Annotated in this window: 22 protein-coding genes; 12 read left to right on the top strand and 10 right to left on the bottom strand. The window is 71.1% G+C overall.

Annotation, left to right across the window (positions count from 1 at the left end):
* The first annotated feature begins 1 nt into the window (after window position 1).
* Genes recN through DWB05_RS07810 form a run of 3 tightly spaced genes read left to right on the top strand, consistent with a single transcriptional unit; the run spans window position 2 to window position 5,074 of the window.
* Entirely contained in the window at window positions 2-1,663 is a 1,662-nt protein-coding gene (gene recN / locus DWB05_RS15035) for a DNA repair protein RecN (RefSeq protein ID WP_114376667.1), read from the top strand.
* 5 nt (window positions 1,664-1,668) lie between these two features.
* Window positions 1,669-3,741, top strand: coding sequence for an NAD-dependent DNA ligase LigA (ligA, locus tag DWB05_RS07815; protein ID WP_232818465.1), 2,073 nt, complete (start codon window positions 1,669-1,671; stop codon window positions 3,739-3,741).
* A 16-nt stretch (window positions 3,742-3,757) separates the two neighbouring features.
* Window positions 3,758-5,074, top strand: a complete 1,317-nt coding sequence (locus tag DWB05_RS07810; protein WP_114376665.1) for a tetratricopeptide repeat protein — start codon at window positions 3,758-3,760, stop codon at window positions 5,072-5,074.
* Window positions 5,075-5,077: 3 nt separating this feature from the next.
* Here DWB05_RS07810 and DWB05_RS07805 read toward each other — a convergent pair whose 3' ends face one another.
* The gene (locus DWB05_RS07805; RefSeq protein WP_114376664.1) at window positions 5,078-6,868 is read right to left on the bottom strand and encodes an aminopeptidase P family protein; all 1,791 of its coding nucleotides are present in this window, start codon (window positions 6,866-6,868) and stop codon (window positions 5,078-5,080) included.
* Between the two features lie 177 nt (window positions 6,869-7,045).
* On the opposite strand from DWB05_RS07805, the gene DWB05_RS07800 reads away from it, so the two are divergent.
* The gene (locus DWB05_RS07800; protein WP_198669104.1) at window positions 7,046-7,438 is read left to right on the top strand and encodes a DUF1127 domain-containing protein; all 393 of its coding nucleotides are present in this window, start codon (window positions 7,046-7,048) and stop codon (window positions 7,436-7,438) included.
* Between the two features lie 56 nt (window positions 7,439-7,494).
* On the opposite strand, the gene DWB05_RS07795 is transcribed toward DWB05_RS07800, so the two are convergent.
* From DWB05_RS07795 to DWB05_RS07785, 3 genes are read right to left on the bottom strand one after another with little or no spacing between them, the layout of a single operon-like run.
* Window positions 7,495-8,367 carry a 50S ribosomal protein L11 methyltransferase gene (locus tag DWB05_RS07795; protein WP_114376663.1) on the bottom strand — a complete coding sequence of 291 codons (873 nt, stop codon included), beginning with the start codon at window positions 8,365-8,367 and terminating at the stop codon, window positions 7,495-7,497.
* Window positions 8,364-10,583, bottom strand: coding sequence for an ATP-dependent helicase (locus DWB05_RS07790; protein ID WP_114376662.1), 2,220 nt, complete (start codon window positions 10,581-10,583; stop codon window positions 8,364-8,366). The genes DWB05_RS07795 and DWB05_RS07790 overlap by 4 nt, the downstream gene beginning before the upstream one ends.
* Before the next feature lie 47 nt (window positions 10,584-10,630).
* Window positions 10,631-11,125: a pentapeptide repeat-containing protein gene (locus DWB05_RS07785; protein ID WP_114376661.1), complete on the bottom strand. Its 495-nt coding sequence runs from the start codon at window positions 11,123-11,125 to the stop codon at window positions 10,631-10,633.
* A gap of 49 nt (window positions 11,126-11,174) precedes the next feature.
* Between DWB05_RS07785 and DWB05_RS07780 the strand changes: the two genes are divergently transcribed.
* From DWB05_RS07780 to DWB05_RS07770, 3 genes are all read left to right on the top strand, one after another.
* A complete protein-coding gene (locus tag DWB05_RS07780) occupies window positions 11,175-12,107 on the top strand; it encodes a hypothetical protein (protein WP_232818459.1) in 933 nt (310 codons plus the stop codon).
* A gap of 134 nt (window positions 12,108-12,241) precedes the next feature.
* Window positions 12,242-13,549 carry a citrate synthase gene (gene gltA, locus DWB05_RS07775; protein ID WP_408608477.1) on the top strand — a complete coding sequence of 436 codons (1,308 nt, stop codon included), beginning with the start codon at window positions 12,242-12,244 and terminating at the stop codon, window positions 13,547-13,549.
* Between the two features lie 399 nt (window positions 13,550-13,948).
* The gene (locus DWB05_RS07770) at window positions 13,949-14,599 is read left to right on the top strand and encodes a hypothetical protein (protein WP_114376658.1); all 651 of its coding nucleotides are present in this window, start codon (window positions 13,949-13,951) and stop codon (window positions 14,597-14,599) included.
* On the opposite strand, the gene DWB05_RS07765 is transcribed toward DWB05_RS07770, so the two are convergent.
* The 3 genes from DWB05_RS07765 to DWB05_RS07755 form a co-directional block, all read right to left on the bottom strand.
* Window positions 14,588-15,508, bottom strand: coding sequence for a glycerophosphodiester phosphodiesterase (locus DWB05_RS07765; protein WP_114376657.1), 921 nt, complete (start codon window positions 15,506-15,508; stop codon window positions 14,588-14,590). The genes DWB05_RS07770 and DWB05_RS07765 overlap by 12 nt on opposite strands.
* Before the next feature lie 48 nt (window positions 15,509-15,556).
* Complete coding sequence (locus DWB05_RS07760) at window positions 15,557-15,796, bottom strand: hypothetical protein (RefSeq protein ID WP_114376656.1); 240 nt, start codon at window positions 15,794-15,796, stop codon at window positions 15,557-15,559.
* A gap of 165 nt (window positions 15,797-15,961) precedes the next feature.
* Entirely contained in the window at window positions 15,962-17,032 is a 1,071-nt protein-coding gene (locus DWB05_RS07755; RefSeq protein ID WP_114376655.1) for a tartrate dehydrogenase, read from the bottom strand.
* 171 nt (window positions 17,033-17,203) lie between these two features.
* On the opposite strand from DWB05_RS07755, the gene DWB05_RS07750 reads away from it, so the two are divergent.
* Complete coding sequence (locus tag DWB05_RS07750; RefSeq protein ID WP_114376654.1) at window positions 17,204-18,157, top strand: Bug family tripartite tricarboxylate transporter substrate binding protein; 954 nt, start codon at window positions 17,204-17,206, stop codon at window positions 18,155-18,157.
* Window positions 18,158-18,161: 4 nt separating this feature from the next.
* The gene (locus tag DWB05_RS07745; RefSeq protein WP_114376653.1) at window positions 18,162-18,932 is read left to right on the top strand and encodes a DUF3891 family protein; all 771 of its coding nucleotides are present in this window, start codon (window positions 18,162-18,164) and stop codon (window positions 18,930-18,932) included.
* Here the strand turns inward: DWB05_RS07745 and DWB05_RS07740 are convergent.
* From DWB05_RS07740 to DWB05_RS07730, 3 genes are read right to left on the bottom strand one after another with little or no spacing between them, the layout of a single operon-like run.
* On the bottom strand, window positions 18,929-19,375 hold the full coding sequence (locus DWB05_RS07740) for a DNA polymerase III subunit chi (protein WP_114376652.1): 447 nt from the start codon (window positions 19,373-19,375) through the stop codon (window positions 18,929-18,931). The genes DWB05_RS07745 and DWB05_RS07740 overlap by 4 nt on opposite strands.
* Window positions 19,376-19,385: 10 nt before the next feature.
* A complete protein-coding gene (locus DWB05_RS07735) occupies window positions 19,386-20,813 on the bottom strand; it encodes a leucyl aminopeptidase (protein WP_114376651.1) in 1,428 nt (475 codons plus the stop codon).
* Between the two features lie 31 nt (window positions 20,814-20,844).
* Window positions 20,845-22,359 carry a leucyl aminopeptidase gene (locus DWB05_RS07730; protein ID WP_114376650.1) on the bottom strand — a complete coding sequence of 505 codons (1,515 nt, stop codon included), beginning with the start codon at window positions 22,357-22,359 and terminating at the stop codon, window positions 20,845-20,847.
* A gap of 87 nt (window positions 22,360-22,446) precedes the next feature.
* Here DWB05_RS07730 and cysQ point away from each other — a divergent pair, with 87 nt between their 5' ends.
* From cysQ to DWB05_RS07715, 3 genes are read left to right on the top strand one after another with little or no spacing between them, the layout of a single operon-like run.
* A complete protein-coding gene (gene cysQ, locus DWB05_RS07725; protein ID WP_114376649.1) occupies window positions 22,447-23,208 on the top strand; it encodes a 3'(2'),5'-bisphosphate nucleotidase CysQ in 762 nt (253 codons plus the stop codon).
* Window positions 23,205-24,197, top strand: coding sequence for an L-threonylcarbamoyladenylate synthase (locus DWB05_RS07720; RefSeq protein WP_114376648.1), 993 nt, complete (start codon window positions 23,205-23,207; stop codon window positions 24,195-24,197). Before cysQ ends, DWB05_RS07720 begins: the two co-directional genes overlap by 4 nt.
* A gap of 32 nt (window positions 24,198-24,229) precedes the next feature.
* Window positions 24,230-25,672: an FAD-binding oxidoreductase gene (locus DWB05_RS07715; protein ID WP_114376647.1), complete on the top strand. Its 1,443-nt coding sequence runs from the start codon at window positions 24,230-24,232 to the stop codon at window positions 25,670-25,672.
* The last annotated feature ends 10 nt before the right edge of the window (window positions 25,673-25,682 follow it).

Raw genomic sequence — 25,682 nt, 5'->3', positions numbered from 1 at the left:
GATGCTCGTCGCACTCTCCATTCGCGACGTCGTCCTGATCGACCGCCTCGACCTCGCGCTTGGACCAGGGCTGACCGCGCTCACCGGCGAGACGGGGGCCGGCAAGTCGATCCTGCTCGACAGCCTCGGCCTCGCCCTCGGTGCGCGCTCGGAAGCGGGGCTCGTTCGCGCCGGTGCGACGCAAGCGGTGGTGTCGGCCGTGTTCGAGCCGCCCGCCGATCATCCGGCGCGCCGCCTGCTCGCCGAGCACGGACTGCCGGACGAGACGGCGCTCACGCTCCGTCGCGTCGTGCAGACGGATGGACGCTCGCGCGCCTTCGTCAACGACGAGCCGGTGAGCGTGTCGCTGCTGAAACGGCTCGGCGAGAGCCTGGTGGAGATCGAAGGCCAATTCGCCCAGGTCGGGCTGGCGGATGCCGGCACCCATGCCTCTCTGCTCGATGCCTTCGGCGGGCTGGAAGGGGAAGCGGAGCGCGTGCGCGGTGCCTTCGCCGCCTGGCGTGCGGCGGAGCGCGCGCGGGCCGACGCGGAAGCGGCGATCGCCGCCGCGCGGCGCGACGAGGAATGGCTTCGGCATGCGGTGGCCGAACTCGATCGTCTCGCCCCCAAAGCGGAGGAGGAGGAACGGCTCGATCGACTTCGCCGTAGCCTGCAGGGAGCGGAGAAGCGGGCGGAGGCACTGGCCTCCGCCCGCGACGAGCTCGCGCGCAACCGTGGTGTTGCGCAGGCGCTGCGCTCCGCCGCGCGCAGCCTTGAACGCCTTGGCGAGGATGCCGCGGTCGCTCCCGTTCTCGCCGCCCTCTCCGCCGCACAGGACGCAGTCGCCGAGGCCGAGACGCTGCTTGAGCGGCTGCTCGCCGACTCCGCACCCGATCCGCGCGCCCTTGAAGCCGCCGAGGAGCGTCTGTTCGCGCTGCGGGCGGTGGCGCGCAAGCACCAGGTGACGGTGGCGGAGCTGCCGGCGCTGCGTGACAACCTGTGCGAACGGATGCGCGAGCTCGATCTCGGCGAGGAGCGGATCGCGGCTCTGGCCGATGCCGCGCGTGCGGCGCGCGAGGCCTATCGGACGGCAGCGGAACATCTTTCGGCGGCGCGACGAGAGGCGGCGGAGGCGCTGGCGCAGGCGGTGGCGAAGGAACTCGCGCCCCTCAAGCTCGAGCGCGCTCGTTTCGTCGTCGAACTCACCCGCCTTGAGGAGGACACCTGGGGGCCCGAAGGTGCGGACCGCGTGCAGTTCCTGGTCGCGATGAACCCGGGCCAAGCCCCCGCACCGCTCGCGAAATGCGCCTCCGGCGGCGAACTCTCGCGCCTGATGCTGGCGCTCAAGGTGGTGCTCGCGCGCAGCACGCCCGTCACCACCTTGGTGTTCGACGAGGTCGATGCCGGCATCGGCGGTGCGACCGCGGCGGCGGTGGGCGAGCGGCTGTCGCGGCTTGCCGAGAGCCTGCAGGTGCTCGTCGTCACCCACTCGCCGCAGGTGGCGGCCAAGGCATCGCGGCATTGGCGGGTGAGCAAGAGGGCGGAGCATGGCATGACGCGGACCGGGCTCGAGGTGCTGGATGCGGCCGCACGGCGAGAGGAGATCGCGCGCATGCTGGCGGGCGAACGGATCACCGACGCCGCGCGTGCGGCGGCCGCCGACCTGCTCGCGGGGGTGTCGTGAAGCGTCTGCGTGACATCCCCGTCGAAAAACTCTCGGAGGAGGAGGCGCGCGCCGAACTCGCCGCCCTTGCCGCCGAGATCGCCGAGCACGACCGCGCCTATTACGAACGCGACCGCCCCATCATCACCGATGCGGAATACGATGCGCTGAAGCGCCGCAACGCCGCGATCGAGGCCCGCTTCCCCCATCTGATCCGACCCGACAGCCCCTCGTTCCGCGTCGGTGCCGCCCCGGCGCGCGGTTTCGCCAAGCACCGGCACCTCAAGCCGATGCTCTCGCTCGACAACGTGTTCGACCGGGCCGAGTTCGCCGCCTGGATCGATCGCGTGCGCCGCTTCCTCGGCCTCGCTGCCGGCGAGCGCATCGCCCTCGTCGCCGAACCGAAGATCGACGGCGCTTCGATCAGCCTCACCTACCGCAGGGGCCGCTTCGTGGTCGGGGCCACACGCGGCGACGGCACGGAAGGCGAGGACGTGACGGCGAACCTGCGCACGCTCAGGGATCTGCCGCTCTCCCTGCCGCCGCCCTGTCCGGAGCTGATCGAGATCCGCGGCGAGGTGTACATGGCGAAGGAGGCCTTCCTCGCGCTCAACGAGCGCATGGAGGCCGAAGGGGAAGAACCCTTCGCCAATCCGCGCAACGCCGCCGCCGGCTCGCTCCGCCAGAAGGATCCGGCGGTCACCGCGTCGCGCCCGCTCGCGCTGTTCGCCTACGCGATCGGCGAATGCTCGGAACCGATCGCCGACACCCACCAGGGCCTGCTCGCGCGGCTGCGCGCCTGGGGCTTCGCGGTCAATCCCCTCTCGCGGCCGCTGCAGGATTGGCCCGAGGCCGAATCGTTCCAGGACGAGATCGGGCTTGCTCGTTCCTCCTTGCCCTACGACATCGACGGCGTGGTCTACAAGGTCGATCGGCTCGACTGGCAGGAACGGCTCGGTTTCGTCGGCCGTGCGCCGCGCTGGGCGGTGGCATGGAAATTTCCCGCCGAAAAGGCGACCACCAGGCTGGTCGCGATCGAGATCCAGGTCGGCCGAACCGGCGCGCTCACGCCGCGGGCGGTGATGGAGCCGGTGAACGTGGGCGGCGTGATCGTGCGCCACGCCACGTTGCACAACGAGGACGAGATCGCGCGCAAGGACATCCGCGTCGGCGATACGGTGATCGTGCAGCGCGCGGGCGACGTGATCCCGCAAATCCTCGGCGTGGTGCCGGAGAAGCGTCCGCCCGATGCCAAGCCCTTCGTCTTTCCCGACCGCTGTCCCGTCTGTGGGTCGCACGCCGTACGCCCGCCCGGCGAGGCCGTGCGACGCTGCACCGGTGGCCTCACCTGCCCCGCCCAGGTGGTGGAACGCTTGAAGCACTTCGTCTCGCGCGCGGCCTTCGACATCGAGGGCCTGGGCGAGAAGACCATCGAGGCCTTCCACGCCGACGGGTGGCTCACGAGCCCGGTCGATCTGTTCAAGCTCCCCGCCCGCGAAGCGGAGATCGCCGCGCGCGAAGGCTTCGGCACCGTTTCCGCACGCAACCTCGTCCGCGCGATCGAGGCGCGACGCCGCATCCCGCTCGATCGCTTCATCTACGCCTTGGGGATCCGCCGCATCGGCGAGGCCAATGCGCGCCTCCTCGCCCGCCACTACGGCACGTTCGACGCCTGGCGACGGGCGATGCTCGCCGCGCGCGACCCGACAAGCGAGGCGCGGGCCGAACTCGAGGCGATCGTCGGCATCGGCCCCGCGATCGCGCAGGAACTCGCCGATTTCTTCGACGAACCGCACAACCTCGCGGTGCTGGAGGCGCTCGCGCACGAGGTGACGATCGAGCCCGCTTCCGCGCCGGAGGCGGGCGGGGCATTGGCCGGCAAGACGATCGTCTTTACCGGCACGCTCGCCACCATGACGCGCGCGGAGGCGAAGGCCCGCGCCGAGGCGCTGGGCGCGAAGGTGACGGACACGGTGTCGAAGAAGACCGATTTCGTCGTCGTCGGCGAGGAGGCGGGTTCGAAGGCGGAGAAGGCGAAGGCGCTCGGCGTGCGCATGCTGACGGAAGAGGAATGGCGCAGGCTCGCCGGCCTGGCGTAGAGGGGGAGAGGCGGCCATGAACCGTGACGCGACCGGCTACGCGGCGAGCGGCGAGGTGGCATCGATGGCCGCACTCGATGCCTTCGCCGAGGATCTTCTCGGCTACCGCGCCGAAATCGGCCGCATCGTCAAGGCCGCCGAGGCCGACCCGTCCTGCGCGCTCGCCAATGCCTGGGCGGCGGCCCTCTGGCTGCTCACCGAGACGCGCAAGGGCCACGCCCGTGCCGCACGCTTCCTCGATCGCGCCTCGGCCGCCGCGGCGACCGAGCGGGAGCGTCTCGCCGTTGCCTCGATCCGGGCCTGGCACGCGGGCGACACGGCGACGGCGCTCGCCCTCTGCGCCGAGAGTGCGGTGCGGTTTCCGCGCGACCTCGTCGCGGTGAAGCTCGGCCAATACCACGCGCTCAACCGCGGCGACGCACCCTCCTTGCTTCGCCTTCCCTTGCTGGCGGCGGCTGCGAACGAGCACGTGCCCTGGGTGCACGGCATGCTCGCCTTCGGCTACGAGGAGTGCCACCTGCTCGAGGAGGCGGAGCACGAGGCCCGGCACGCCATCGAGCTCCGTCGCGACGAGCCTTGGGCGCACCATGCGCTCGCCCACGTCCTGCTCACGCAGGATCGGGCCGAGGAAGGCATCGACTTTCTCGCCACGGTCGCCGACACCTGGGAGGGGCGCAACCCCTTCGTCGTCACGCACAACTGGTGGCATCAGACGCTGTTCCTGCTCGATCGCGACCGAACCGACGAAGCGCTCGCCCTCTACGACACGCGCGTCTTCGCGCTCGAACCCTCCTGGGGGCAGATCCAGGCCGGGGCGGTGTCGTTGCTGATCCGGCTCGAGCTGCACGGGGTGGATGTCGGCGACCGCTGGCAGCGTCTCGCCCCCCGACTCGCGACGCCTGACCAGCGCCATGTCGAGCCCTTCATCGACCTTCACCTCGTGCTCGGTCTCGCCCGCGCCGGGCACCCGGAAGCGGAGACCGTGCTCGCCGGCATCGCCGACCGTACCGCGACCGCGCATGAGGCGACGCGCGCCGCCTGGGCCGAGGTGGCGTTGCCGGCCGCCCGCGCGCTCGCGGGCTTCGGGCGCGGCGATCACGAAGCGTGCGTGCGCGACCTCTCGCCCGTGCTGCCGCGCCTGCACGAGATCGGCGGCAGCCACGCCCAGCGCGACCTGTTCGAGCAGATCCTGATCGCCTCCCTGCTGCGCACGGGCCGGCTGGCCCAGGCGCAGCGCATGCTCGCGCTCCGCCAGGCGCTCAACCCGAAGGTCCCGATGACGCAGCGCCTGCTCGCCCGCGTGCTCGCCGCCGCCGGCGTGCCCCGGGCCTGAGGCTCAAAGTGGGGCGCAGGCCTGCTCGAGCCAGGCGCGATCCAACCGATCGAGCAGAGGCCCGATCTCGGCTGCGACGCGCGCATGGTAGGAATCGAGCCAGGATCGTTCCCACTCCGAGAGCAAAGCCGGTTCGATGAGGCGGCGATCGAACGGGGCGAGGGTCAGCGTCTCGAAACCGAGGAAGGGTTTGATCGCACCCTCGATCGGCTCCTCGCGCACCATCACCAGGTTCTCGAGCCTGATTCCCCAACGGCCGGGCAGGTAGAAGCCCGGTTCGTCGGAAAGGATCATGCCCGGGGCGAGCGGGATCGGGCGAGCGGCGCGCGACAGCCCCGTCGGCCCTTCATGCACACCGAGATAAGAGCCGACCCCGTGGCCGGTGCCGTGGTCGTAATCGAGCCCCTGCTGCCACAGCGCACGGCGGGCGAAGGCCTCGAGATGCGGCCCCGCGACCCCCTTCGGCCAGCGCAGTGTGGCGATCGCGATCAGGCCCTTCAGCACGCGCGTGTAACGGTCGCGCTGTTCGGCGATCTCCTCGCTCGGCTCGCCGATCAGCACCGTGCGCGTGACGTCCGTCGTCCCGTCGAGGTACTGCCCGCCGCTGTCGATCAGGTAGAGATCGCCCGAGGCCAGCATGCGGTTGGTGGCCTCGCTCACGCGGTAGTGGATGATGGCGCCGTTCGGCCCGGCCGCGCTGATGGCGGGGAAGCTCTCGCCGCGGAAGCGGTCGCCCTCGGCACGCAGGGCGAGCAGGCGCTTGGCCGCCGCGAGTTCGCTGACCGGTTCGACCGGCGCGGTGCGGTCGAGCCAGGCAAGGAAGCGGATCAGGGCGACCGCATCGCGCCGGTGTGCGGCGCGCGCGCCCACCTGTTCGACGCTGTTCTTGCATGCCTTCGGCAGTGCGACCGGATCGGGCTCGGCGAGGATCGTCGCCCCCGCCTCCTCGAGACGCTGCGCCACGCGGGCCGGGGTCGTACGCGGGTCGACGAGCACCGTCGCCCGTTCGGCGCCGAGCCGCGCCAGCGCGAGCGGAAAGGCGGAGCGGGGTTCGACGGCGACCTCGTTGCCGAGATGCGCGCGCGCTGCGGGATCGACGCGGGCGGGGTCCAGGAACAAGGTGGCGCGCCCGTCCGCCTCCAGCAGGGCGTAAGCCAGCGCCACCGGCGTGAAGGGCACGTCGTCGGCGCGGATGTTGAAGAGCCAGGCGATGCTGTCCGGCGCGGTCAACACGGCGGCTTTGGCACCTGCGGCGGCGATTGCGGCACCGATGCGAGCCCGCTTCGCCGCCGCCTCCTCGCCCGCGAACTGGGCCGAGTGGGGCTTCACCGGTGAGGCGGGCGGCGGCGGGCGATCGGTCCACAGGGCGTCGATCGGGTTCGGCTCGACCGCGACGAACCGCCCGCCCGCCCGCTCGACCGCGCGCCGAAGGCGATCCACCGCCTCGGCCGAATGAAGCCAGGGGTCGTAGCCGATCGCTGCTCCCGCCCGCACCGAGGCGGCGAGCCACGTCTCGGGCGGCTCGTCGATCAGGTGGCGGAGTTCGAAGGCGCCGAGGTCGACCTCGGCGCGCGCTTGGGTCTGGTAGCGGCCGTCGGTGAAGAAGGCGGCGCGGTCGCGCAGCACGACGGCCAGCCCCGCCGACCCCGTGAAACCCGTGAGCCAGCGCAGGCGTTCCGCGCTGGCGGGGATGTATTCGCCGAGATGCTCGTCGGCGCGGGGGATCAGGAAGCCGTCGAGGCCCCGTTCGGCAAGGGCGGCGCGCAGGGCGCCGAGGTGGTTCCTTTGAGTCAAGACGATGACATACCTCCCTGCTTAGTCATGCGTTCATTGCATGGCGGACCGGGAATGTTCTCGCATTTCCCACAACCGATGAAAGCCTATTTTGCGGGTGCGAAAAGGCGGGGCGCAGCCTTCCGGCAGAGGCCGGCGGCCGAGAGTGCCCCGCCCGACGAGCAAGGATGCTGAACGATGGATGCCCGCACGCCCAGGGATGAGGCCGATCTCTTCCCGACCCTCACGCCATCGCGACGCGCGATGGAAATCGAGGAGATCCGGCTGGCCGCCATCCGTGCCCGCGACGAGGCGATCGGCCGGGCCATCGCCGCCGCCGCGCGCTGGCTGTGGAACGCGGTGCGGGGGACGGTGACGTTCCTCGCCACCTATCCCCGCCGCCGCGCCCTGTATGACCAGCTGAACGCGATGTCCGATCGCGAGTTGCGCGACATCGGGCTGACCCGCGGCGACTTGGCCCGGGTGTTCGACCCCGATTTCGCCACCCCGCAACTCGGCACCGCGAGCGGCGAGCGGATGGCCACACCGGAACCGGCGAACAGCAACGTCGCGGCCGCGCGCGCGGCCTGACGGAGCGGCCTTCTCCCGCAAGAAGCACGAGGGCGGCGTCGACACCGGCGCCGCCCTCAGCGTTTGGCAAGCACGAGAGTCGTCCACGTCTCGACCTCGTAACGGCGGACGAGCACGAACCCGACCCGTCGATGCGCGGCGACGACCATCCGCGCCTGTGCGGGATGAAACCCTGACAGGATCAGTCGCCCGCAGCGGGCAACCCGTCGCGCGGCGTGGCGCGCCATGGCGCAAAGCGGCCGGGCAAGGATGTTGGCGAAGGCCACGGCGTAGGGCGCACGACGGCGGATCGCCGGCGCATGCCAACCGTCGCCCCGCACCACGCGCACGAAGCGGGCAAGCCCGTTCGCCTTCGCGTTTTGTGCTGCGGTGTGCGCCGCCCACGGCTCGAGCTCGACGCCGACCACAGGCACCCGCCAAAGCCCGGCGGCCGCGAGCGCGAGCACGCCAGAGCCAGTGCCGATGTCGGCGACGGGCCCTTGGGGGCGACGCAGCCGCTCGAGCGCGATCAGGCAGCCGCGCGTGGTCGCGTGTTCGCCGGAGCCGAAGGCGAGGCCGGCGTCGATGGTGAGCGCGAGGCGGCCGGGGCTGGTGACGTGCGCGTCGTGCGTGCCGCGGATGAGGAAACGCCGCCCGATCGGCAACGGCGGAAAGGAGGCAAGACTGCGCGCGAGCCAGCCGTCTGCCTCCACCTCGCCCTCGGCGACCTCGGGCACCGCGACGCCGGCGGCGGCGGCGGCGAGCGCCAGTGCGGCGTCGAGCTCGGCACGCCGCGACGCCTCGCGCAACAGCCCCGAGACGGCCCAGCGCGCGCAGCTCTCGTCCTCGCGCACGAACTCAACGCTGTCGCACACGCTCTCGAAGGCGGCGACAAAGGCGGGAACCGCCGCCTCCGGCACGCTGACGGAAAGGCGCGCGAACCGTCTCATGCGCGGCGAACGAAGCGATCGAGCACGCGCTTCACCCCCGTGCCGAACTCGATGTCGAGACGATCCTCCTCCACCGCGCGCACCGTTCCGTAGCCGAACTTGTCGTGGAAGACGCGATCGCCGGGCGCGTACCGCTCCGACGACGGCGGCCGTTCCGCCACCTCCCACGCGCCCACCTCGAACACCCGCCCCCGCCCCGCTCCGCCGTAGGCGACGGCCGGAAAGACGGACGACGCGGCGTCGAAACGTCGTTGCGCGACGAGCGGCGTCGTCGCGCGTCGCAAGTGTGCTTCGGGCAGTTCGTCGAGGAAGCGCGACGGGATGGCGGACTGCCACGCGTTGTAGATGCGCCGGTTCGCCGCCCAGGAGATGATGGCGCGACGGCGCGCGCGCGTGAGCCCAACATAGGCGAGGCGCCGTTCCTCCTCCAAAGCCTTGGCCCCGCCGTCGTCGAGCGCGCGCTGGTTGGGGAACAGCCCCTCCTCCCAGCCGGGCAGGAACACGGTGTCGAACTCCAGCCCCTTCGCCGCGTGCAGCGTCATCAGGTTCACCCGGTCGCCTTCGGCGGCCTCGTCGTTCTCGGTGACGAGTGCCACATGCTCGAGGAAGCCCTCGAGGGTTTCGAACTCCGCGAGCGCCCGGACGAGCTCGCGCAGGTTCTCGAGACGCCCGGGCGCATCGGGCGAGCTGTCCTTGCGCCACATCTCGGTGTAGCCCGATTCGTCGAGCATGGCCGCGACCGTCACGGCATGGCCTTCGCGCGAGAGCATGGCGCGCCAGCGATCGAGATCGTTGAGGAACTGCACCAGCGCGGCGCGCGGTTTGCCCTTGAGGAGATCGGAACGCGCGAGGTCGGCGGCGGCACGCGAAAGGGGGACGCGATCGGCGCGCGCCCGCTCGTGCATCGCCCGCAGCGCAGCCTCGCCCAAGCCCCGTTTCGGCACGTTGACGATCCGCTCGAAGGCGAGATCGTCGGCGGGTTGCACGAGGAGGCGCATGTAGGCGAGCGCGTCGCGGATCTCCTGCCGCTCGTAGAAACGAATCCCGCCGACGATGCGGTACGGTATGCCGAGCACGATCAGCCGTTCCTCGAAGGACCTCGTCTGGAACCCGGCGCGAACCAGGATCGCGATCTCGGCCAGCGCGTGTCCCTCGGCGCGCAGCGCCTCGATGCGCGCCCCCACCAGGCGCGCCTCCTCCTCCGAGTCCCACAGCGCGTGCACCTCGACCGGCTCGCCGACCTCGGCCCCCTTGGCGGCAGCGCGCAACGTCTTGCCGAGCCGGCCCTCGTTGTGGGTGATCAGAGCCGAGGCGGCGGCGAGAATGGGAGCGGTGGAGCGGTAGTTGCGCTCGAGCCGCACCACCTTGGCACCCGGAAAGTCGCGCTCGAAGCGGAGGATGTTCTCGATCTCCGCCCCGCGCCAGGAGTAGATCGACTGGTCGTCGTCGCCCACACAGCAGATGTTGCGATGAGCTTGCGCGAGCAGCCTCAGCCACAGGTACTGCACCAGGTTGGTGTCCTGGTACTCGTCGACCATGATCCAGCGGAAGCGGCGATGCGCCTCGGCGAGCACCTCGCCGTCGCGGCGCCACAGGTCGACCACGTGCAGCAACAGGTCGCCGAAATCGACCGCGTTCAACGCCTTCAGCCGGGCCTGATAGGCGGCATAGAGCGCACGCGCACGGCCATCGGCGAGCCCGCGATCGTCCTCTGCCGAGACGGCATCGGGCGAAAGACCGCGATCCTTCCAGCGCTGGATCTCGGCCATCAGATGCGCAGGCGGGCAGCGCTTGGTGTCCGCCTTCTCGGCCTCCATCACCTGCCTGAGCAGCCGGAGCTGATCGTCGGTGTCGAGGATGGTGAAGGACGGGGTGAGGCCGATGCGCTCGGCGTGGCGACGAAGGAGACGCGCGCACAGGGCGTGGAAGGTGCCGAGCCAGAGCCCCTCGACAGGGCGGCCGATGAGGGCGGCGATTCGCTCGCGCATCTCGCGCGCCGCCTTGTTGGTGAAGGTGACGGCGAGCACCTGGCCGGGAGCGGCGCGGCCGGTGAGCAGGAGATGGGCGAAGCGCGTGGTGAGCACGCGCGTCTTGCCGGTGCCGGCCCCCGCCAGCACCAGCAGGGGGCCGTCCAGCGTCTCCACCGCCTCGCGCTGTTCCGGGTTCAGCCGCGCGAGGTAGTCGTAGGGCTCAGGGATCGCCGCTCGAGCCGTCATGGTTCCACTCTGCCGCGACGGCGCGGCGCACGACAGATACGGCCGCGTTACTGACAGACCCCGACCGAGCCTTCCGCACAGGTGCGGGTACCGTCGATCCAGCGAGCGCCACCGAGCTCCGCCCCGTTGAGATCGACCCCGGCGAGGTTCGCCCCGGTGAGGTCGGCGCCGCGCAGATCGGCGCGGAAGAAACGGGCGCGGCGCAGATCGGCCTCGCGCAGGATCGCCCCGCGCAGGTCGGCGCGCGTGAAATCCGCACTGCGGAACGTCGCGCGCGAGAGATCCGCCTCACGCAGATTGGCGGAGACGAAACGCGCGTCCGACCCGTCCACTTCGACGAGCTTGGCGCCTGCGAGTTCAGCCCGCTGCAGCGAGGCGTCGCGCAGGATGGCCCGGGTGAGGTCGGCGCCCGTGAAATCGCGCCGATCGAGCAGGCAGCGCCGCCAGTCCACACCTGGGGCGGCGGGGTCGGAACAGGACGCGAAGGCTGGCACGGCGCCGGCGAGGAGCAGCGCCGCGACGAGGGCGGGTAGCGCGGGCATGGGGGGGCATATAGAACAGGGCCCCCGCTCCGCAAAGGCCCGATCCGCCTTGCTTCTCCGCCGCATTCTCGAAGCCTGCGCCTGGCACGGCTCCGCCCTGCTCGCGGTCTCGATCTTCCTCGGCCTCTTCGCCCCGCCGCTGGCGCGCGCGATGCGCTTCATCATCACGCCGACCGTGGTGGGGCTGATGACGCTCGTGCTGCTGCGCGTCGATTTCGCAGCCGTGTTCGGCTATCTGCGCCGGCCCAAACTCGTGCTGTGGCTGGTCGTGTGGCTGATGGTCGGCGCGCCGTTGCTCGCCTGGGCCATCGTGCGGCTCGCGCGATTCGAGGGCGCGCTCGCCGAGGCCCTGGTGATCATGGCAACCGGCTGTGCCGCCACATCGGCCCCCGCCTTTGCCCGGCTGGTCGGGCTCGATCCGCAGCTCTCCCTCGTCGCGTCCGTCCTGTCCACGCTGGCGGTGCCGTTCACCGCGCCGCCGCTCGCGCTCGGCCTGCTCGGCGTCGCGTTGCCGCTGACGGTGGGAGGGCTGTCGGCGCGGCTCGCCCTTGTCGTCGGTCTGCCGCTGCTGCTCAGCCTCGCCATTCGCCGATTGGTGGGAGAGGAACGGCTCGCGCCCTGGGGGCGGGCAATCGATGGGGCGGCGGTGCTGCTCGTTGCTCTCTACGGCATCGGGGTGATGGACGGCATCCTTGCCGGCTTCCTCGAACGGCCGCAGTTCATGGCCTTGGCGCTCGTTCTTGCCTTCGCCGGCAATTACGGGCTGAACGCAGCGACGGCGCTCGCCTTGCTCCCGTTCGGCCGCAAGATCGCGCTGGCCACGGGCCTCCTTTCCGGCAATCGCAACATGGCGCTCTACCTGGCCGTGCTGCCGCCGCAGACCGGGTTCGACATCCTCGCCTTCTTCGCGCTCTGCCAGTTCCCCCTGTTTCTCAGCCCGTTCCTGCTCAAGCCTCTCTATCGCCGGCTGGTTCGCCCCTGACTGGCGAGAGAATGGCCTTGCTGCACCGCGGCAGATTGCCGTGGGACGGCGGCCGGCCTAATCTGACGCGGCCGTGAACGAAAGGGGCGAGATCGGATGCGCCCCAAGGCCCCGGGAGAGCCGCCATGAACGAGATGTCGAAGCCCGCCGCGCAGACGGTGACCATCACGCTCGACGGCACCGACCGCTCGGCCACGCTGCCGGTCATCCCCGGCACGCTCGGACCTTCGGTGATCGACATCCGGCGGCTGTATCAGGACCTCGGCATGTTCACCTACGACCCCGGCTACGGGGCGACCGCGGCGTGCGAGAGCACCATCACCTACATCGACGGTGATCAGGGGATCCTGCTGCATCGCGGCTATCCGATCGAGCAGCTCGCCGAGCAGTGCACCTTCCTCGAGGTCGCGCATCTCCTGCTCTACGGCGAGTTGCCCACGAAGGCGCAATACGAGGCGTTCGCGCGCACCATCACGCGCCACACGATGATCCACGAACAGCTGCGACGGTTCTTCGACGGCTTCCGCCGCGACGCGCATCCGATGGCCGTGCTCACCGGCGTGGTCGGCGCGATGAGCGCCTTCTATCCGGATTCAAGCGACGTCAACGACCCGCATCAGCGCGAGATCTCCGCCCACAGGCTGATCGCGAAACTGCCCACCATCGCGGCCTGGGCCTACAAGTACTCGGTCGGGCAACCCTTCATGTATCCGCGCAACGATCTCGGCTACGCGGAGAACTTCCTCTACATGCTGAACGCGGTGCCGACCGAGCCCTACGTCGTCAATCCGGTGCTCGCACGCGCGATGGATCGCATCCTGATCCTGCACGCGGATCACGAGCAGAACGCCTCGACCTCGACGGTGCGTCTTGCCGGCTCAACCGGGGCCAATCCCTTCGCCTGTGTCGCCGCCGGCATCGCGACGCTGTGGGGGCCCGCCCATGGCGGGGCGAACGAGGCGGTGCTGAAGATGCTGGCCGAGATCGGCTCGGTCGATCGCATCCCGGACTTCATCGCCAAGGTGAAGGACAAGAACAGCAATGTCCGGCTGATGGGCTTCGGGCACCGCGTCTACAAGAACTACGACCCGCGGGCGAAGATCATGGCACGCACCTGTCACGAGGTGCTGGCCGACCTCGGCATCGAGCACGAACCCCTGCTCGAGATCGCGATGGAGCTCGAGCGGATCGCGCTCTCCGACGAGTACTTCATCAGCCGCAAGCTCTATCCGAACGTTGATTTCTATTCTGGAATCATTCTCAAGGCCATGGGGCTGCCCACCAGCATGTTCACCGCCTTGTTCGCGGTCGCCCGCACGGTCGGCTGGATCAGCCAGTGGAAGGAGATGATCGAGGATCCGTCGCAGCGCATCGGCCGCCCGCGCCAAGTCTACACGGGAGCCGGCCAGCGCGACGTCGTGCCGCTTTCGGAACGGGGCTGAGGGTGAGCCGGGCGGCTCGGGCGGCGAAATCCCCCTACGACAGTCGGGAAACGCGAGGCAGCAACGTCCCATGGCGTGAGCCCGACTCACGCCACGATCCGGCGTCTGGCGAGTCTTGACGCCGACTCATCGTGCGCGCAAAAGTTACGTTGCGCGGGCGTGTCGTCCCCAGGACTCACAGCCTTTCCGGTGTTGCTCCGATCAGGCGGAGCCGGCCGAGGCACGGGCAGGAGCGCTGGGTTTTCCGCATTTCGACTCACAGGGTGACACGCGACTCGCCGGCGGGGGCAAAGCGTGAATTTTCTATCATAGGTTGATGAGCCCCGCTTGCACTTTCCCGACGGTTGTATTCAGAATGCGTCCTGGAGGCACGGAATGCACCCCCCAGGAGGCAGCCCCATGGAACGGTACGCGAGCCTGGATGCGCTGGTCCGCCACCAGTTGCGCAAATGGCCCCAGCATCCCCCCGGGCTTTGGACGCGCCTGTCCGGCACCCCACGCGTCCTTCGGGGCCGCCCGGCCGATGCCGCGAATGCCGTCTCACCGTTCCTGAAGATCCCGGGCACCGATCGGCTGAAGACCCTGCCTGACGGGATGTGGCTGCAGTTCGGCGGTACCCCCGCCGAGCCGTGGTGTGATGTGGTGGCGATCGAGGCCTGTTCCTCTTTCCAGAACCTGCTCGACAAACGGGCGCGCTTCGCGCCTTCCACGCATTCGCTGCTGGCGGTCTGCCCCTTGCCGTGGCTCCTCGCCCCGGCGACGGAAGGAGACCCGACCCCGCGCTGGCGACTGACGGGGGTGGTGGCGTCGGAGCCGACGGGGCCGCTCACCCTGCCCGTGCGCGACATCCGCGTCCTCTACGGCCTGCGCGAGAAGCACTACCGCCCCTTCGCTCAGGGGCAGGTGCCGCATGCCCATGAATTCTTCTGCCCGATGACGGCACTGACTGCCGACAAGGGCTACGAGTCTCCCGCCATGCAGGCGCTGCTCAGTCGGCTCTCGACGACGGCGAATTTCTACGACCTGCCACAGGATCGCTCACCTGGCTGACGGCAGGGGTTGCGGCAGCGGCAGGCCGCGCCGTGCCAGCACGGCACGGGCGCGGTCCGGATAGTCGGTGATCAGACCGTCGACACCCCAGGCGATCAGGCGCTCCATGTCGGCAGGTTCGTTCACCGTCCAGGGAATGACCGCGAGGCCGAGGCTGCGTGCTTCGTCCACCTGGGCAGCCGTCAGGTCGCGATGGTCGGGTGACCACACCCGTCCGCCGGCGGCCTGAACAGAACGCGGGGTCGAGCCGCCAAGCGCGCGCGGGTCGATGCCCGCCAGCCAGGGCGACGGGTCCGCTCCCCGTGGCGCGAGCGTGCGGGCGGAGGTGAGGAAGGAGGTCGTGATCGTCGGGTGGTGGCGCTGCACCCAGAGCAGGCTGCGCCAGTCGAAGGACTGCACCATGGCCCGTTCCGCCACGCCTTCCGCGATCAGCACCGCCACTAGGCGCTCGGCCATCTCCTCCGCCGCGACGGTAAGGTCGGGACGGTCGGGAAAGAGCTTCGTCTCGATATTGAACCGGACGCCATCCGCCCCCACGGCACGGGTGAGCGCGATCACCTCGGCCAGGGTGGGGATGCGTTCGCCATCGAGCGGAACCTGTTGCGGAAAGAGCGCCGCGGTGCGGCTGCCGGGCTTCAGGCGGCCGACATCGTAGCGCCGGAGCTCCGCCAGGGTGAGGCTGCGGATCGCTGGCCCCGGCGCCTCCAGCCAAGCCCCGTCCGGCCCCCGCGTCAGGTCCGGGTTCAGCACCGGGTCGTGGCTGACGACCACCACGCCGTCCGCCGTCACCGCGATGTCCATCTCCAGCGTGGTGACGCCGATGGCCAGCGCCCGGGCGAAGCCGGCAAGCGTGTTCTCCGGGGCCAGGCCCCGCGCGCCGCGATGGCCCTGCAGATCGAAGCCGCGCATCACCAGCGCTGTCGGCGCGCCGCCGAACGATCCGTTCAGCTCAGCCGCTCAATCGCAGGCACAGCCGCGCGTCGGCGCCGTGCTCTCGCGCACCACGTGATGGTCGATCCATTCCGCCACCAGCCGTCGGGCTTCGTTCATCGACGCCTCGGGGTGGTGGATCCGGTAGAGGATGGTGCAGGCGCGAAAAGCTTCCGGATCAGCCGTGCCGTGGGCGCGCAACTCCCGATAGGCGGAGACCACCGCGCGCTCGCACCGCCGTGCGATGTAGCTGAAGTCACGACCCATGCGCCGTTCGCCCCCGTCTCTGGCCGGCCCGTCCGTCCCGCCGCCCCGTCGGCGTTTCGCCGCGGTGGACGCTGTGAGACCTCCGTGACGCGAGCCAACTGAGAATCGCTCGCAACTGACAGGCGCAGTGTAGGCTGCCCAACCGGGCCGTTCAACCATCGGCCCTCAGCCGGAACGAACCGCGGCGGCGATCGCCTCGCCGACTTCGCGCGTCCCGGCCTGGCCGCCGAGGTCGCGCGTGCGCGGGCCGTCGGCCAGCACCCGCTCGATGGCACGCAGGATGGCGGCGGCCGCTTCGGCCTCGCCGAGATGGTCGAGCATCATCCCCCCTGACCAGATCTGCGCGATCGGGTTGGCCACACCCTTGCCGGCGATGTCGGGTGCGGAACCGTGCACGGGTTCGAACATCGAAGGAAACCGACGCTCGGGGTCGATGTTCGCCGAAGGCGCCACCCCGATCGAGCCCGCCACCGCCGGACCGAGGTCGGACAGGATATCGCCGAACAGGTTCGACCCGACCACGACGTCGAACCAGTCCGGGTGCTGGACGAAGTGCGCACACAGGATGTCGATGTGGAACTGGTCCTGCCGCACGTCGGGATAGTCCCTGCCGATGGCGGCGAAGCGTTCGTCCCAATACGGCATGGTGAAGGTGATGCCGTTCGACTTCGTCGCGCTGGTGAGGTGCTTCTTCGGCCGCGAGCGGGCGAGGTCGAAGGCGTAGCGCAGGATGCGATCGACCCCGATGCGGGTGAACACGCTCTCCTGGAGGACGAATTCCCGCTCGGTGCCGGCGAACATCCGGCCGCCCTGCGAGGAATACTCGCCCTCCGTGTTCTCGCGCACCACGACGAAGTCGATGTCTTCGGGCCCGCGCCCGGCAAGCGGGCTTTTCATGCCGGGGAGAAGCCGAACGGGCCGCAGGTTGACGTACTGGTCGAAGCCGCGGCGGATCGGGATCAGGAGACCCCAGAGCGACACATGGTCCGGCACCCCCGGCCATCCGACCGCGCCGAGGAAGATCGCATCCGCTTCACGCAGGCGATCGAGACCGTCCGCTGGCATCATCGCGCCGGTCTTCAGGTAGCGGTCGCAGGACCAGTCGTATTCGGTGCAGGCGAGGGAAAAGCCGAAGCGGCGCCCGGCAGCCTCCAGCACGCGCAACCCCTCGGGCACGACCTCGCGCCCGATGCCGTCGCCTGGGATCACCGCGATGCGGTATCGCCGCTCGCTCATTCGGCCGCTGCTCCCTTTCTCGATCGGCAGGCAGGCTCGACAAGGCGGCTCCGCACGTCAACGCCGCGGTCGCGCGGGACGGCCATGTTCGTTTTGTTCTTGCAGCGGATGGGCCGGTGTCCTTGACCGGACCGGCGTGCCGTCGGACAAGCGAGCTTGGGAGAAACGACGATGACACGACGCCGCGCCCTGCTCGCCGCCGCAGCCCTCGCACCCTTCGCCGCACGGGCCCAAGCCCCCGCCTATCCGACGCGCCCGATCCGCATCATCGTCGCGTATCCACCGGGCGGGTCGACCGACCTCCTCGCGCGCGCCTTCGCCGAACGCCTCGCCGCGCGTTTCAATGGGGCGGCGGTGGTGGTGGAAAACCGCGCCGGCGGTGGTGGCATCGTCGGCACCGTCGCCGCGGCCCAGGCGCCGGCCGACGGCTACACGCTCACCCTCGGCAACAATCAGACCCACGCCTCGAACCAGGCGATGATGCGGGTGCTGCCCTACCACGTGCTCGACAGTTTCGCCCCCATCGCGCGCCTCGCCTCCGTGCCGCATGCGATCATCGTGCCGGCCTCGGGGGCGAGAACGATCGCCGAGCTGAAGGCGAAGGGGCGTGTCACCTATGCCTCCTCCTCGGTGGGCAGTGCGAGCCACGTCATCGGCGAGGGGATCGCACGCCGTTTCGGCTTCGAAGCGACGCACGTGCCCTATCGCGGCGCCGCCCCCGCCACCCAGGACACGGTCGCCGGCATCGTCGACTACTACGTCTCCACCCTGCCGACGATGATGCCGCTCTTGCGCGAGGGCCGGGTGCGCGCGCTTGCCATCGGCTCGCCCGCGCGCCACCCAGAGCTGCCCGACGTGCCGACCTTCGACGAGGTGGGCGCGCAGGGGCTCGCGGTCGATGCCTGGTTCGGGCTGTGGGCGCCGGCCGGCACGCCGGAGCCGATCGTGAGCAGACTCGGCGAGGCAGCGGTGGCGATCGTGGGCGAACCCGCGATGCAGGAGCGACTCGCCGGCATGGGCTTCGTCGCCGCTCCGCTCAGCCCCGCCGAGTTCGCCCGCTTCCAGCGCGAGGAGGTCGCGCGCTGGACCGCACTCGCCGAACTCACCGGCATCCGCATGGAGTGAGGGCGTGATCCTCCGCCCGACCGACGACGGCGGCGGCATCGCCATCACCCAGCCCGCGCATGCCTGGGTCTCGGCCCAATTCGCGCGCGCCTGGGGTGGCGCGGTGGCGGGGGTCGAGCGTCTCGACGAGACGCTGATCCTCGCCGTCGAACAGCACGACATCGGCTGGCACGCGCTGGAGCGGGCGCCGGTGCGCGACCCCGCCACGGGCCGGCCGCACGACTTCCTCACCCTGCCGCGGCCGTTGCACACCGCTCTGTGGTCCGACGGCGTGGCGACGGCGGAGGCCTGCTACGGTGCGGAGGTGGCGCTGCTGATCTCCCGTCACGGGCGCGCGGTGTACGCCCTGACGCCGGACGAGGCGCGCAGTGCCGAGGACCGCGCGGCCATCGCGCGCTTCCGCGCCGAACAGGACGCCCTCGAGGCGCGGCTGCGGCCAAGGATTGCGCACGACGATGCCACGCTCCGCGAACGCGCGCGGCTGTTGTTCCTGTTCGACCTCCTCGCCCTCGTCGCCTGCGGCGCCTTCGGCGAGGGCGAGAAGCGCGCACCGCCGGCGCGCCTTGCCGCGGCCGATGCGCGCCTCGATCTCCGTTTCCAAACCGCTCCGAACCGGCTGGAGATCGATCCCTGGCCGTTCCGCGAGCGGTGCTTCGAGGTCGCCTGCCGAGCCCGCCGTCTTGCTGCCATCACTTTCGCCGACGAGGCGGCGATGCGCGCTACTCTGCGCGAGGCCGAGGAGTTCGACCACCGCGTGCTGGTCACGCCGCGCTAGCCTGCCTTCTCCCACCCCGTCGCGGTCTGTCGCCAGTAGGTCAGGGTGTGTCCTGCGGCCTTGGCACGGCGCCAGCGCTCCCGCGCCGCCGCCACCGCCGCCTCGTCGTTGCCGTCGAACAGGTCGAAGACGCGATCGAACCGATCGAGGATCGCGCTCTCCGCTCCCTCGACCAGGAACAGGTGGCGCGCGCCGTTCGGCGCCTCATCCGCGGTGGTGAGCCAGATCGGCTGCAAATCGGCCTCTCCGGTGGCGGCGGAGCCGTGCGGCAGCCAGTCAGGGTCGGGCGACAGCCAAAGCGCCGTGTCCAGCGCCGCGATCCGCTCCGCCGTCGCCGCCTTCACCACCGCTCGCCCGCCGGAGGCGAGCACGCGACCAAGCAGTCTCGGCAGCGCGACCTCGAGCGCGGTGCGGGTGAGGTGATAGAAGCCGATCTCGGCCATCCGCGCCGCCTCACGCGTCCGCGTCCTCGAAGCGCAGCGCAACCAGCCGATCGAGCAGCCGCACGCCGAACCCCGTCGCTCCCGCCGGACCGAGGTCGCCGTCCTCCGCCCGCAGATCGACCCCGGCGATGTCGAGATGCACCCAGGGCGTGTCGGCGGCGAAACGCTTGAGGAAGATCGCGGCGTGACAGGCATCGGGCTGGAACCGCTCGGCGACACAGTTCTTCACATCCGCAATCTCGCTCTTCAGCGCCTCGGCGTAAGCCTCATCGAGCGGCATCGGCCAGACGGGTTCGTCGACCGCCTCCGCCGCCGCGGCGAGGTGGGCGGCGAGCGCGGCGTCGGAAGCGAACATGCCGGCGCGATGGTTGCCGAGTGCCACCACGATCGAGCCGGTCAGCGTGGCGAGGTCGATGATCGCCGCCGGTGCGTAGGCGAGGCGCGTCCAGGCGAGACAGTCGGCCAGCACGAGCCGGCCTTCCGCGTCGGTGTCGATCACCTCGATCGTGGTGCCGTTTACCGCGCGCACCACGTCCGATGGTCGTTGCGCCTCCGACCCGATCATGTTCTCGACCAGACCGAGCACGGCGACGGCGGGGCAGGGCGAACGGCGGCGCGCGAGGGCGAGCATCGCCCCCGCGCAGGCGGCGGCACCGGCCATGTCGGCCCGCATCTCCCACATCCGCTCGGCCGGCTTGAGATCGACGCCCCCGGTGTCGAAGGTCACGCCCTTGCCGACGAAGGCGATGGGGGCGCGGTCGATCGTGCCCTTCCAGCGCAGCACGGCGAGACAGGGCGGGTTGGCGGAGCCCCGCGCGACGCCGAGCATCGCGCCGAAGCCGCGACGCGCAAGCCAGTCACGGTCGCGGATCTCGACCTCCAGCCCCTCCTCGGCAAGCCCCCTGAGGCGGGCGGCGAACACGGTGGGCGTGAGGCGGTTTGCCGGTTCGGAGACGAGATCGCGCGCGAGGAGAGTGCCGGCCACGCCGGCCGAGAGCGTCTCCCACACCGCGCCGGCGTCGCGTTTCGCCGCCGTCACGACCTCGAGGTGCTTCAGCCGCGGCGGAACCGTATCCGGGTCGGGGCGGGTCTTCAGCCGGTCGAACCGCCAGCCGCGCAGGCTGGCGCCGACCGCCGCTTCGGCGGCGAGTTCCGGCGCGAAGCCGCGCGCGTCGAGGACAAGCCGTTTCTCGCCCAACGCCGCCCCGGCAGCCCGCCCGGCTGCGGCGCGCACGGAGGCCGCGTCCGCTCGCGCGCCGAGCCCTGCGAGCACGACCAGACGTCCGGTCGCATCTCGCCCCGCCGCCACCTCGTCCGCCCTGCCGGCGAAGCCGATGAGCCGGGCGAACGGGTCGGCCGCCGCCTCCTCGGCCGTGAGAAGGCGGGCGAGTGCTCCCTTGGGGTGCCGATCGCGCTTGCGGAAACGGACCGAGAGCATCGGCCCGGCCCAACCCTCGCCCGCGCTGCCCTCAGCCCCGCTCGTAGTACTCGGCAACCAGCCGATCCAGAAGGCGCACGCCGAAGGCGGTCGCCCCCTTCGGCACGCAGGGCTTGTCCTTCGTCGTCCAGGCGGTACCGGCGATGTCGAGATGCGCCCAGGCCTTGCCGTTGACGAAACGCTGCAGGAACTGGGCGGCGGTGATCGCGCCACCCGGGCGCCCACCGATGTTCTTCATGTCGGCGATGTCGGACTTCAGCATCTTGTCGTAGGCCTCGGCGAGCGGCATCCGCCAGAGGAGTTCGCCGGTCGCCTGGCCGCACGCGATCAGCTTCTGGGCGAGCTCCTCATCGTTCGAAAAGAGCCCCGCGTGCTCGTGGCCGAGGCTGATCACGATCGCCCCCGTCAGCGTGGCGAGGTCGATCATCACGCGCGGATCGAACCGGTCCTGGCAGTACCAGAGCACGTCGGCCAGGACGAGGCGGCCTTCGGCGTCGGTGTTCAGCACCTCCACCGTCTGGCCGGAGGCGGTGGTGACGACATCGCCCGGGCGTTGGGCAGTCCCCGAGGGCATGTTCTCGGCGAGCCCCAAGAGGCCCACCGCGTCGACCTTCGCCTTGCGCCCGGCGAGTGCGGCCATCAGCCCGGCCACTGCGCCCGCCCCGGCCATGTCCCACTTCATGTCCTCCATGCCCTGGGCGGGCTTGAGGGAGACGCCACCCGTGTCGAAGGTGATGCCCTTGCCGATGAAGGCGAGCGGCTTCGAGGCGTCGGCCTTCGCCTTGCCCTTGCCCTTCGCGGCCTTCTCCTCGCCGCCCGTCGCCCCGTGCCATTGCAGGACCACGAGGCGGGGCTCGTTCGCGCTGCCCTGGGCGACGCCGAGGAAGGCGCCGAAGCCGAGCTTCTTCATCTCCTTCGGGCCCAGCACCTCGACCTCGAGCCCGAGCCGGGCGAGGCCCTGGCAACGCTCGGCGAAGGCGGCGGGGGTGAGCACGTTCGGCGGCTCGGTCACCACCTCGCGGGTGAAGAACACGCCCTCGGCGACGGCCTTGAGTGAGCCCCAGGCGGCGCGCGCCTTCGCGGGCTCGTCGTGCGCGACGGTCAGGCGCGCGAATTTCGGCTTGTCCTCCGGCTTCTCCTTCGTGCGGTAGCGGTCGAAGCGCCAAGCGCGCAGAGTGGCGCCGAGGGCCGCCTCGGCCGCCTGCGCCGGGCCGACCGGGCCGGGGTCGAGCACGGCGGCGGGTTCCTGCGCCAGCGCCGCCGCCGCGGTGCCGGCCGCCTCCTCGGTGGCGCGGCCGCCCGCCTCGGCCCGCTTGCCCAAGCCCACCACGACCACCCGCGACAGGCCCGCGCCGGGTGCGAGGATGGTCACGGTCTCGTTCTTCTTCGCCTTGAAGTTGGCGGCGGCGAGCGCGCGCCCGATCGCCCCGCCCGTCGCGTCGTCCGCCGCGGCGCGCAGCCCCGACGGCGGTTCGTCCTCCCCCACCAGCAGGGCGAGTGCCCCGGCCTCCGGCAGGGCGGGCTTGGCGAAACTGACCTCGAGCATGCGACTCCCCGTGCAACGAGCCTGATCCGACTGTAGCAACGGCGAGGGGCTTTGCCAGGGTCGGCAACCGGACGCTACACGGGGGCAATGACCGATGACGACAGACTGGCCCTTGCCGCCCGCCTCGCCCGCGAGGCGGCAGCGGTCATCCTCGCCGCTCGCCGCGCCGGGGTGACGGTGTCGGCGAAGGGCGATCTCACCCCCGTCACCGAAGCGGATCACGCGGCGGAACGGCTGATCGTCTCCGCCCTGCGCGCCGAAGATCCCGGCATGCCGGTGATCGCCGAGGAGGAAGTGGCCGCTGGGCAGGTGGGCCCGCTCGGCGACTCCTGGTGGTTGATCGACCCCCTGGATGGCACGCGCGAATTCGCGCAAGGCCGCGACGAGTTCGCCGTTTGCCTGGGCTTCGTCCGGAAGGGGCGTCCCGTGCTCGGCGCCGTCGCTCTCCCCGCTTCGGGTGAACTGTTCTGGGGCCGGGTCGGCCACGGAGCATGGAAGGAGGATGCGACCGGCCGACGCCCCATCAGCGCTCGCAAGCCGCCGCCCGAGGGGCTCACGGTGTTCGCCTCGCGCCACCACGCCGACGACCCACGCATCGCCCGTTTCGTCGCCGGGCTTCCGCTGGCTCGCCTCGTCAACGCCGGTTCTGCCCTGAAGTTCTGTCGCGTTGCCGAGGGTGCGGCCGACCTCTATCCGCGCTTCGGCCGCACCATGGAATGGGACACGGCGGGGCCGCAGGCGGTCGTCGAGGCGGCCGGGGGCAGCGTCACCACAGCCGACGGCGCCCCCCTCGCCTACGGCAAGCCCGGCTTCGTCAACCCGGACTTCGTCTGCCGCGGCCGGTCGTGACGCGGCTGCTCGCCGCCGATCCGGCCGGCATCGCCGCTGCGGCCGACATCCTGCGCGGCGGTGGCCTGGTCGCCTTCCCGACCGAGACCGTCTACGGCCTCGGTGCGGATGCGACCGACGACCGCGCCGTCGCGCGAATCTTCGCGGCGAAGGGAAGGCCGCGCTTCAACCCGTTGATCGTGCACGTTTCCGATGGCGAGGCGGCCTTCCGCCTCGGGCGCGGCGACGCGCGCGCGCGCGCCCTCGCTTCCGCCCTCTGGCCCGGGCCCCTCACCCTCGTGCTGCCCGCCGCCGAAGACTGTCCCATCTCGCTTCTCGCCCGCGCCGGGCTCGACACCGTCGCCCTCAGGGTCCCCGTTCACCCCGTCGCCCAGGCTCTGCTCGCCGTGGCCGGGCTGCCCATCGCCGCCCCGTCCGCCAACCGCTCGGGCCACGTGAGTCCGACCACTGCCGCCCACGTCCTCGACGACCTCAGTGGGCGGATCGACGCCGTGCTGGACGGCGGCCCCTGCCCGATCGGCCTGGAGAGCACCGTGCTCGACCTCTCCGGCGCGAGCCCGACGCTGCTCAGGCCGGGTGGGGTGACGGTGGAAGCGATCGAAGCCGTGATCGGGCCGATCGCCCTCGCGGGCCGGAGCGACGGCTCGGCGCCGAGAAGCCCGGGGCGCCTGGAGAGCCACTACGCGCCGAGCCTGCCGCTTCGGCTCGACGTCCTCGAGGTTGCGCCCGACGAGGCCCTGCTCGCCTTCGGCCCCGCCCCCCCGCCCGCCCCCCTCGCGATCAATCTCTCGCGCGAGGGCGACCTGACGGAGGCGGCGGCAGGGCTCTATGCGGCGTTGCGCAGCCTCGATGCGGAAGCCCGAAAGCGGGGACTGACCCGGATCGCGGTGATGCCGATCCCCCGCAGAGGGCTTGGCCTTGCCATTGCCGATCGGTTGCGCCGCGCGGCCGCACCGCGTCCGCCGCGCGCCGAACTCAACGGCGGTTGACCGGCACCCGCTCAGGGCGCAAGCCTCGCCGCATGCCTGATGCCGCCGCCCCAGCGCCCGCGCTGCCGACCGCCGTGCGCGATCGCCTCCTCGCCGCGCTCGGCCCGCGCGGCCTTCTCGTCGAGCCGCGCGAGGTGGCGCCCTATGCCGCCGACTGGCGCGGCCTCTTCGCGGGCTCGGCTCTCGCCGTGCTGCGGCCCGCCTCCACCGAGGAGTGCGCCGCCGCGGTGCGCATCTGCGCCGAAGCGGGGCTGAAGATCGTCCCTCAGGCCGGCAACACCTCGCTCGTCGGCGGCTCGACCCCGCTCGGCCGCGGCGACGAGGTCATCCTGTCGGTGGCGCGGATGAACCGCATTCTCGCCATCGATCCGGTGGATCTCACCATGGAGGTCGAGGCGGGGGCAGTGCTCGCCGAGGTGCAGAAGGCGGCCGAGGCGGCAGGATGCCTGTTTCCGCTCTCCCTCTCCTCCGAGGGCACGGCGCAGATCGGCGGGCTGATCGGCACCAATGCGGGCGGGAACACGACGTTGCGCTATGGCAACATGCGCGAGCAGGTGCTGGGGCTCGAGGTGGTGCTCGCCGACGGCAGCACGCTCGACCTGATGCGGCGCCTGCGCAAGGACAACACGGGCTACGCCCTGCGCCAGCTGTTCATCGGCGCGGAAGGCACGCTCGGCATCGTCACCCGCGCGGTGCTGCGCCTTTTGCCCGCGAACACCGAGGTGGCCGTTGCGCTCGCCGGCGTGGCCTCGGTCGAAGCGGCGCTCGATCTCTTGGGCCGCGTGCGGCGGCGTGCCGGCCCCTCGCTCAACGCCTTCGAACTGATGGATCGTTTCGGGGTGGGGCTCGTGCTCAAGCACATCCCCGGCACCCAGGATCCGCTCGCCGAGCCTCATCCCCACTATTGCCTGATCGAGCTCTCCTCGCCCGCCCACGACGCCGGGCTGCGCGCGACCCTCGAGGCGGTGCTGGCGGAGGCGATCGAGGAGGGCGTGGTCCGTGACGCCGCGCTGGCCGAGAGCGAGGCGCAGCGGCGCGCGCTGTGGCGCCTGCGCGAGGAACACGCCGAGGCGCAGAAACGCGAAGGTGCGTCGGTGAAGAACGACGTCTCGGTCCCGATCTCGCGCATTCCCGCGCTGTTGCGCGAGGGAACCGCGGCCGTCCGCGCGCTGATCCCCGGGGTCCGTCCCTGCGCCTTCGGCCACCTCGGCGACGGCAACATCCACTTCAACTTCTCCCGCCCGCTCGACATGAGCGACGGGGATTTCCTCGCCCGCTGGGACGACATCGTTGCCACGGTGAACGCCGTGGTGCGGCGCTTGGGCGGCAGCTTCGCCGCCGAGCACGGCATCGGGCGGCTGAAGACCGGCACGCTGGCGGCGTGGCGGGCCGGGCCCGAGCTCGAGGTGATGCGGCGGCTCAAGCGGGCGCTCGACCCGGATTGTCTGTTCAATCCGGGCAAGCTGGTCGCGTGAGGGCGGATCT

The sequence above is a fragment of the Elioraea thermophila (ex Habib et al. 2022) genome, from assembly GCF_003336755.1.
Lineage (GTDB): Bacteria > Pseudomonadota > Alphaproteobacteria > Acetobacterales > Acetobacteraceae > Elioraea > Elioraea thermophila.
The sequence above is the reverse complement of the archived record's forward strand: the minus strand, read 5'-3'. Positions and strand labels throughout refer to the sequence as shown.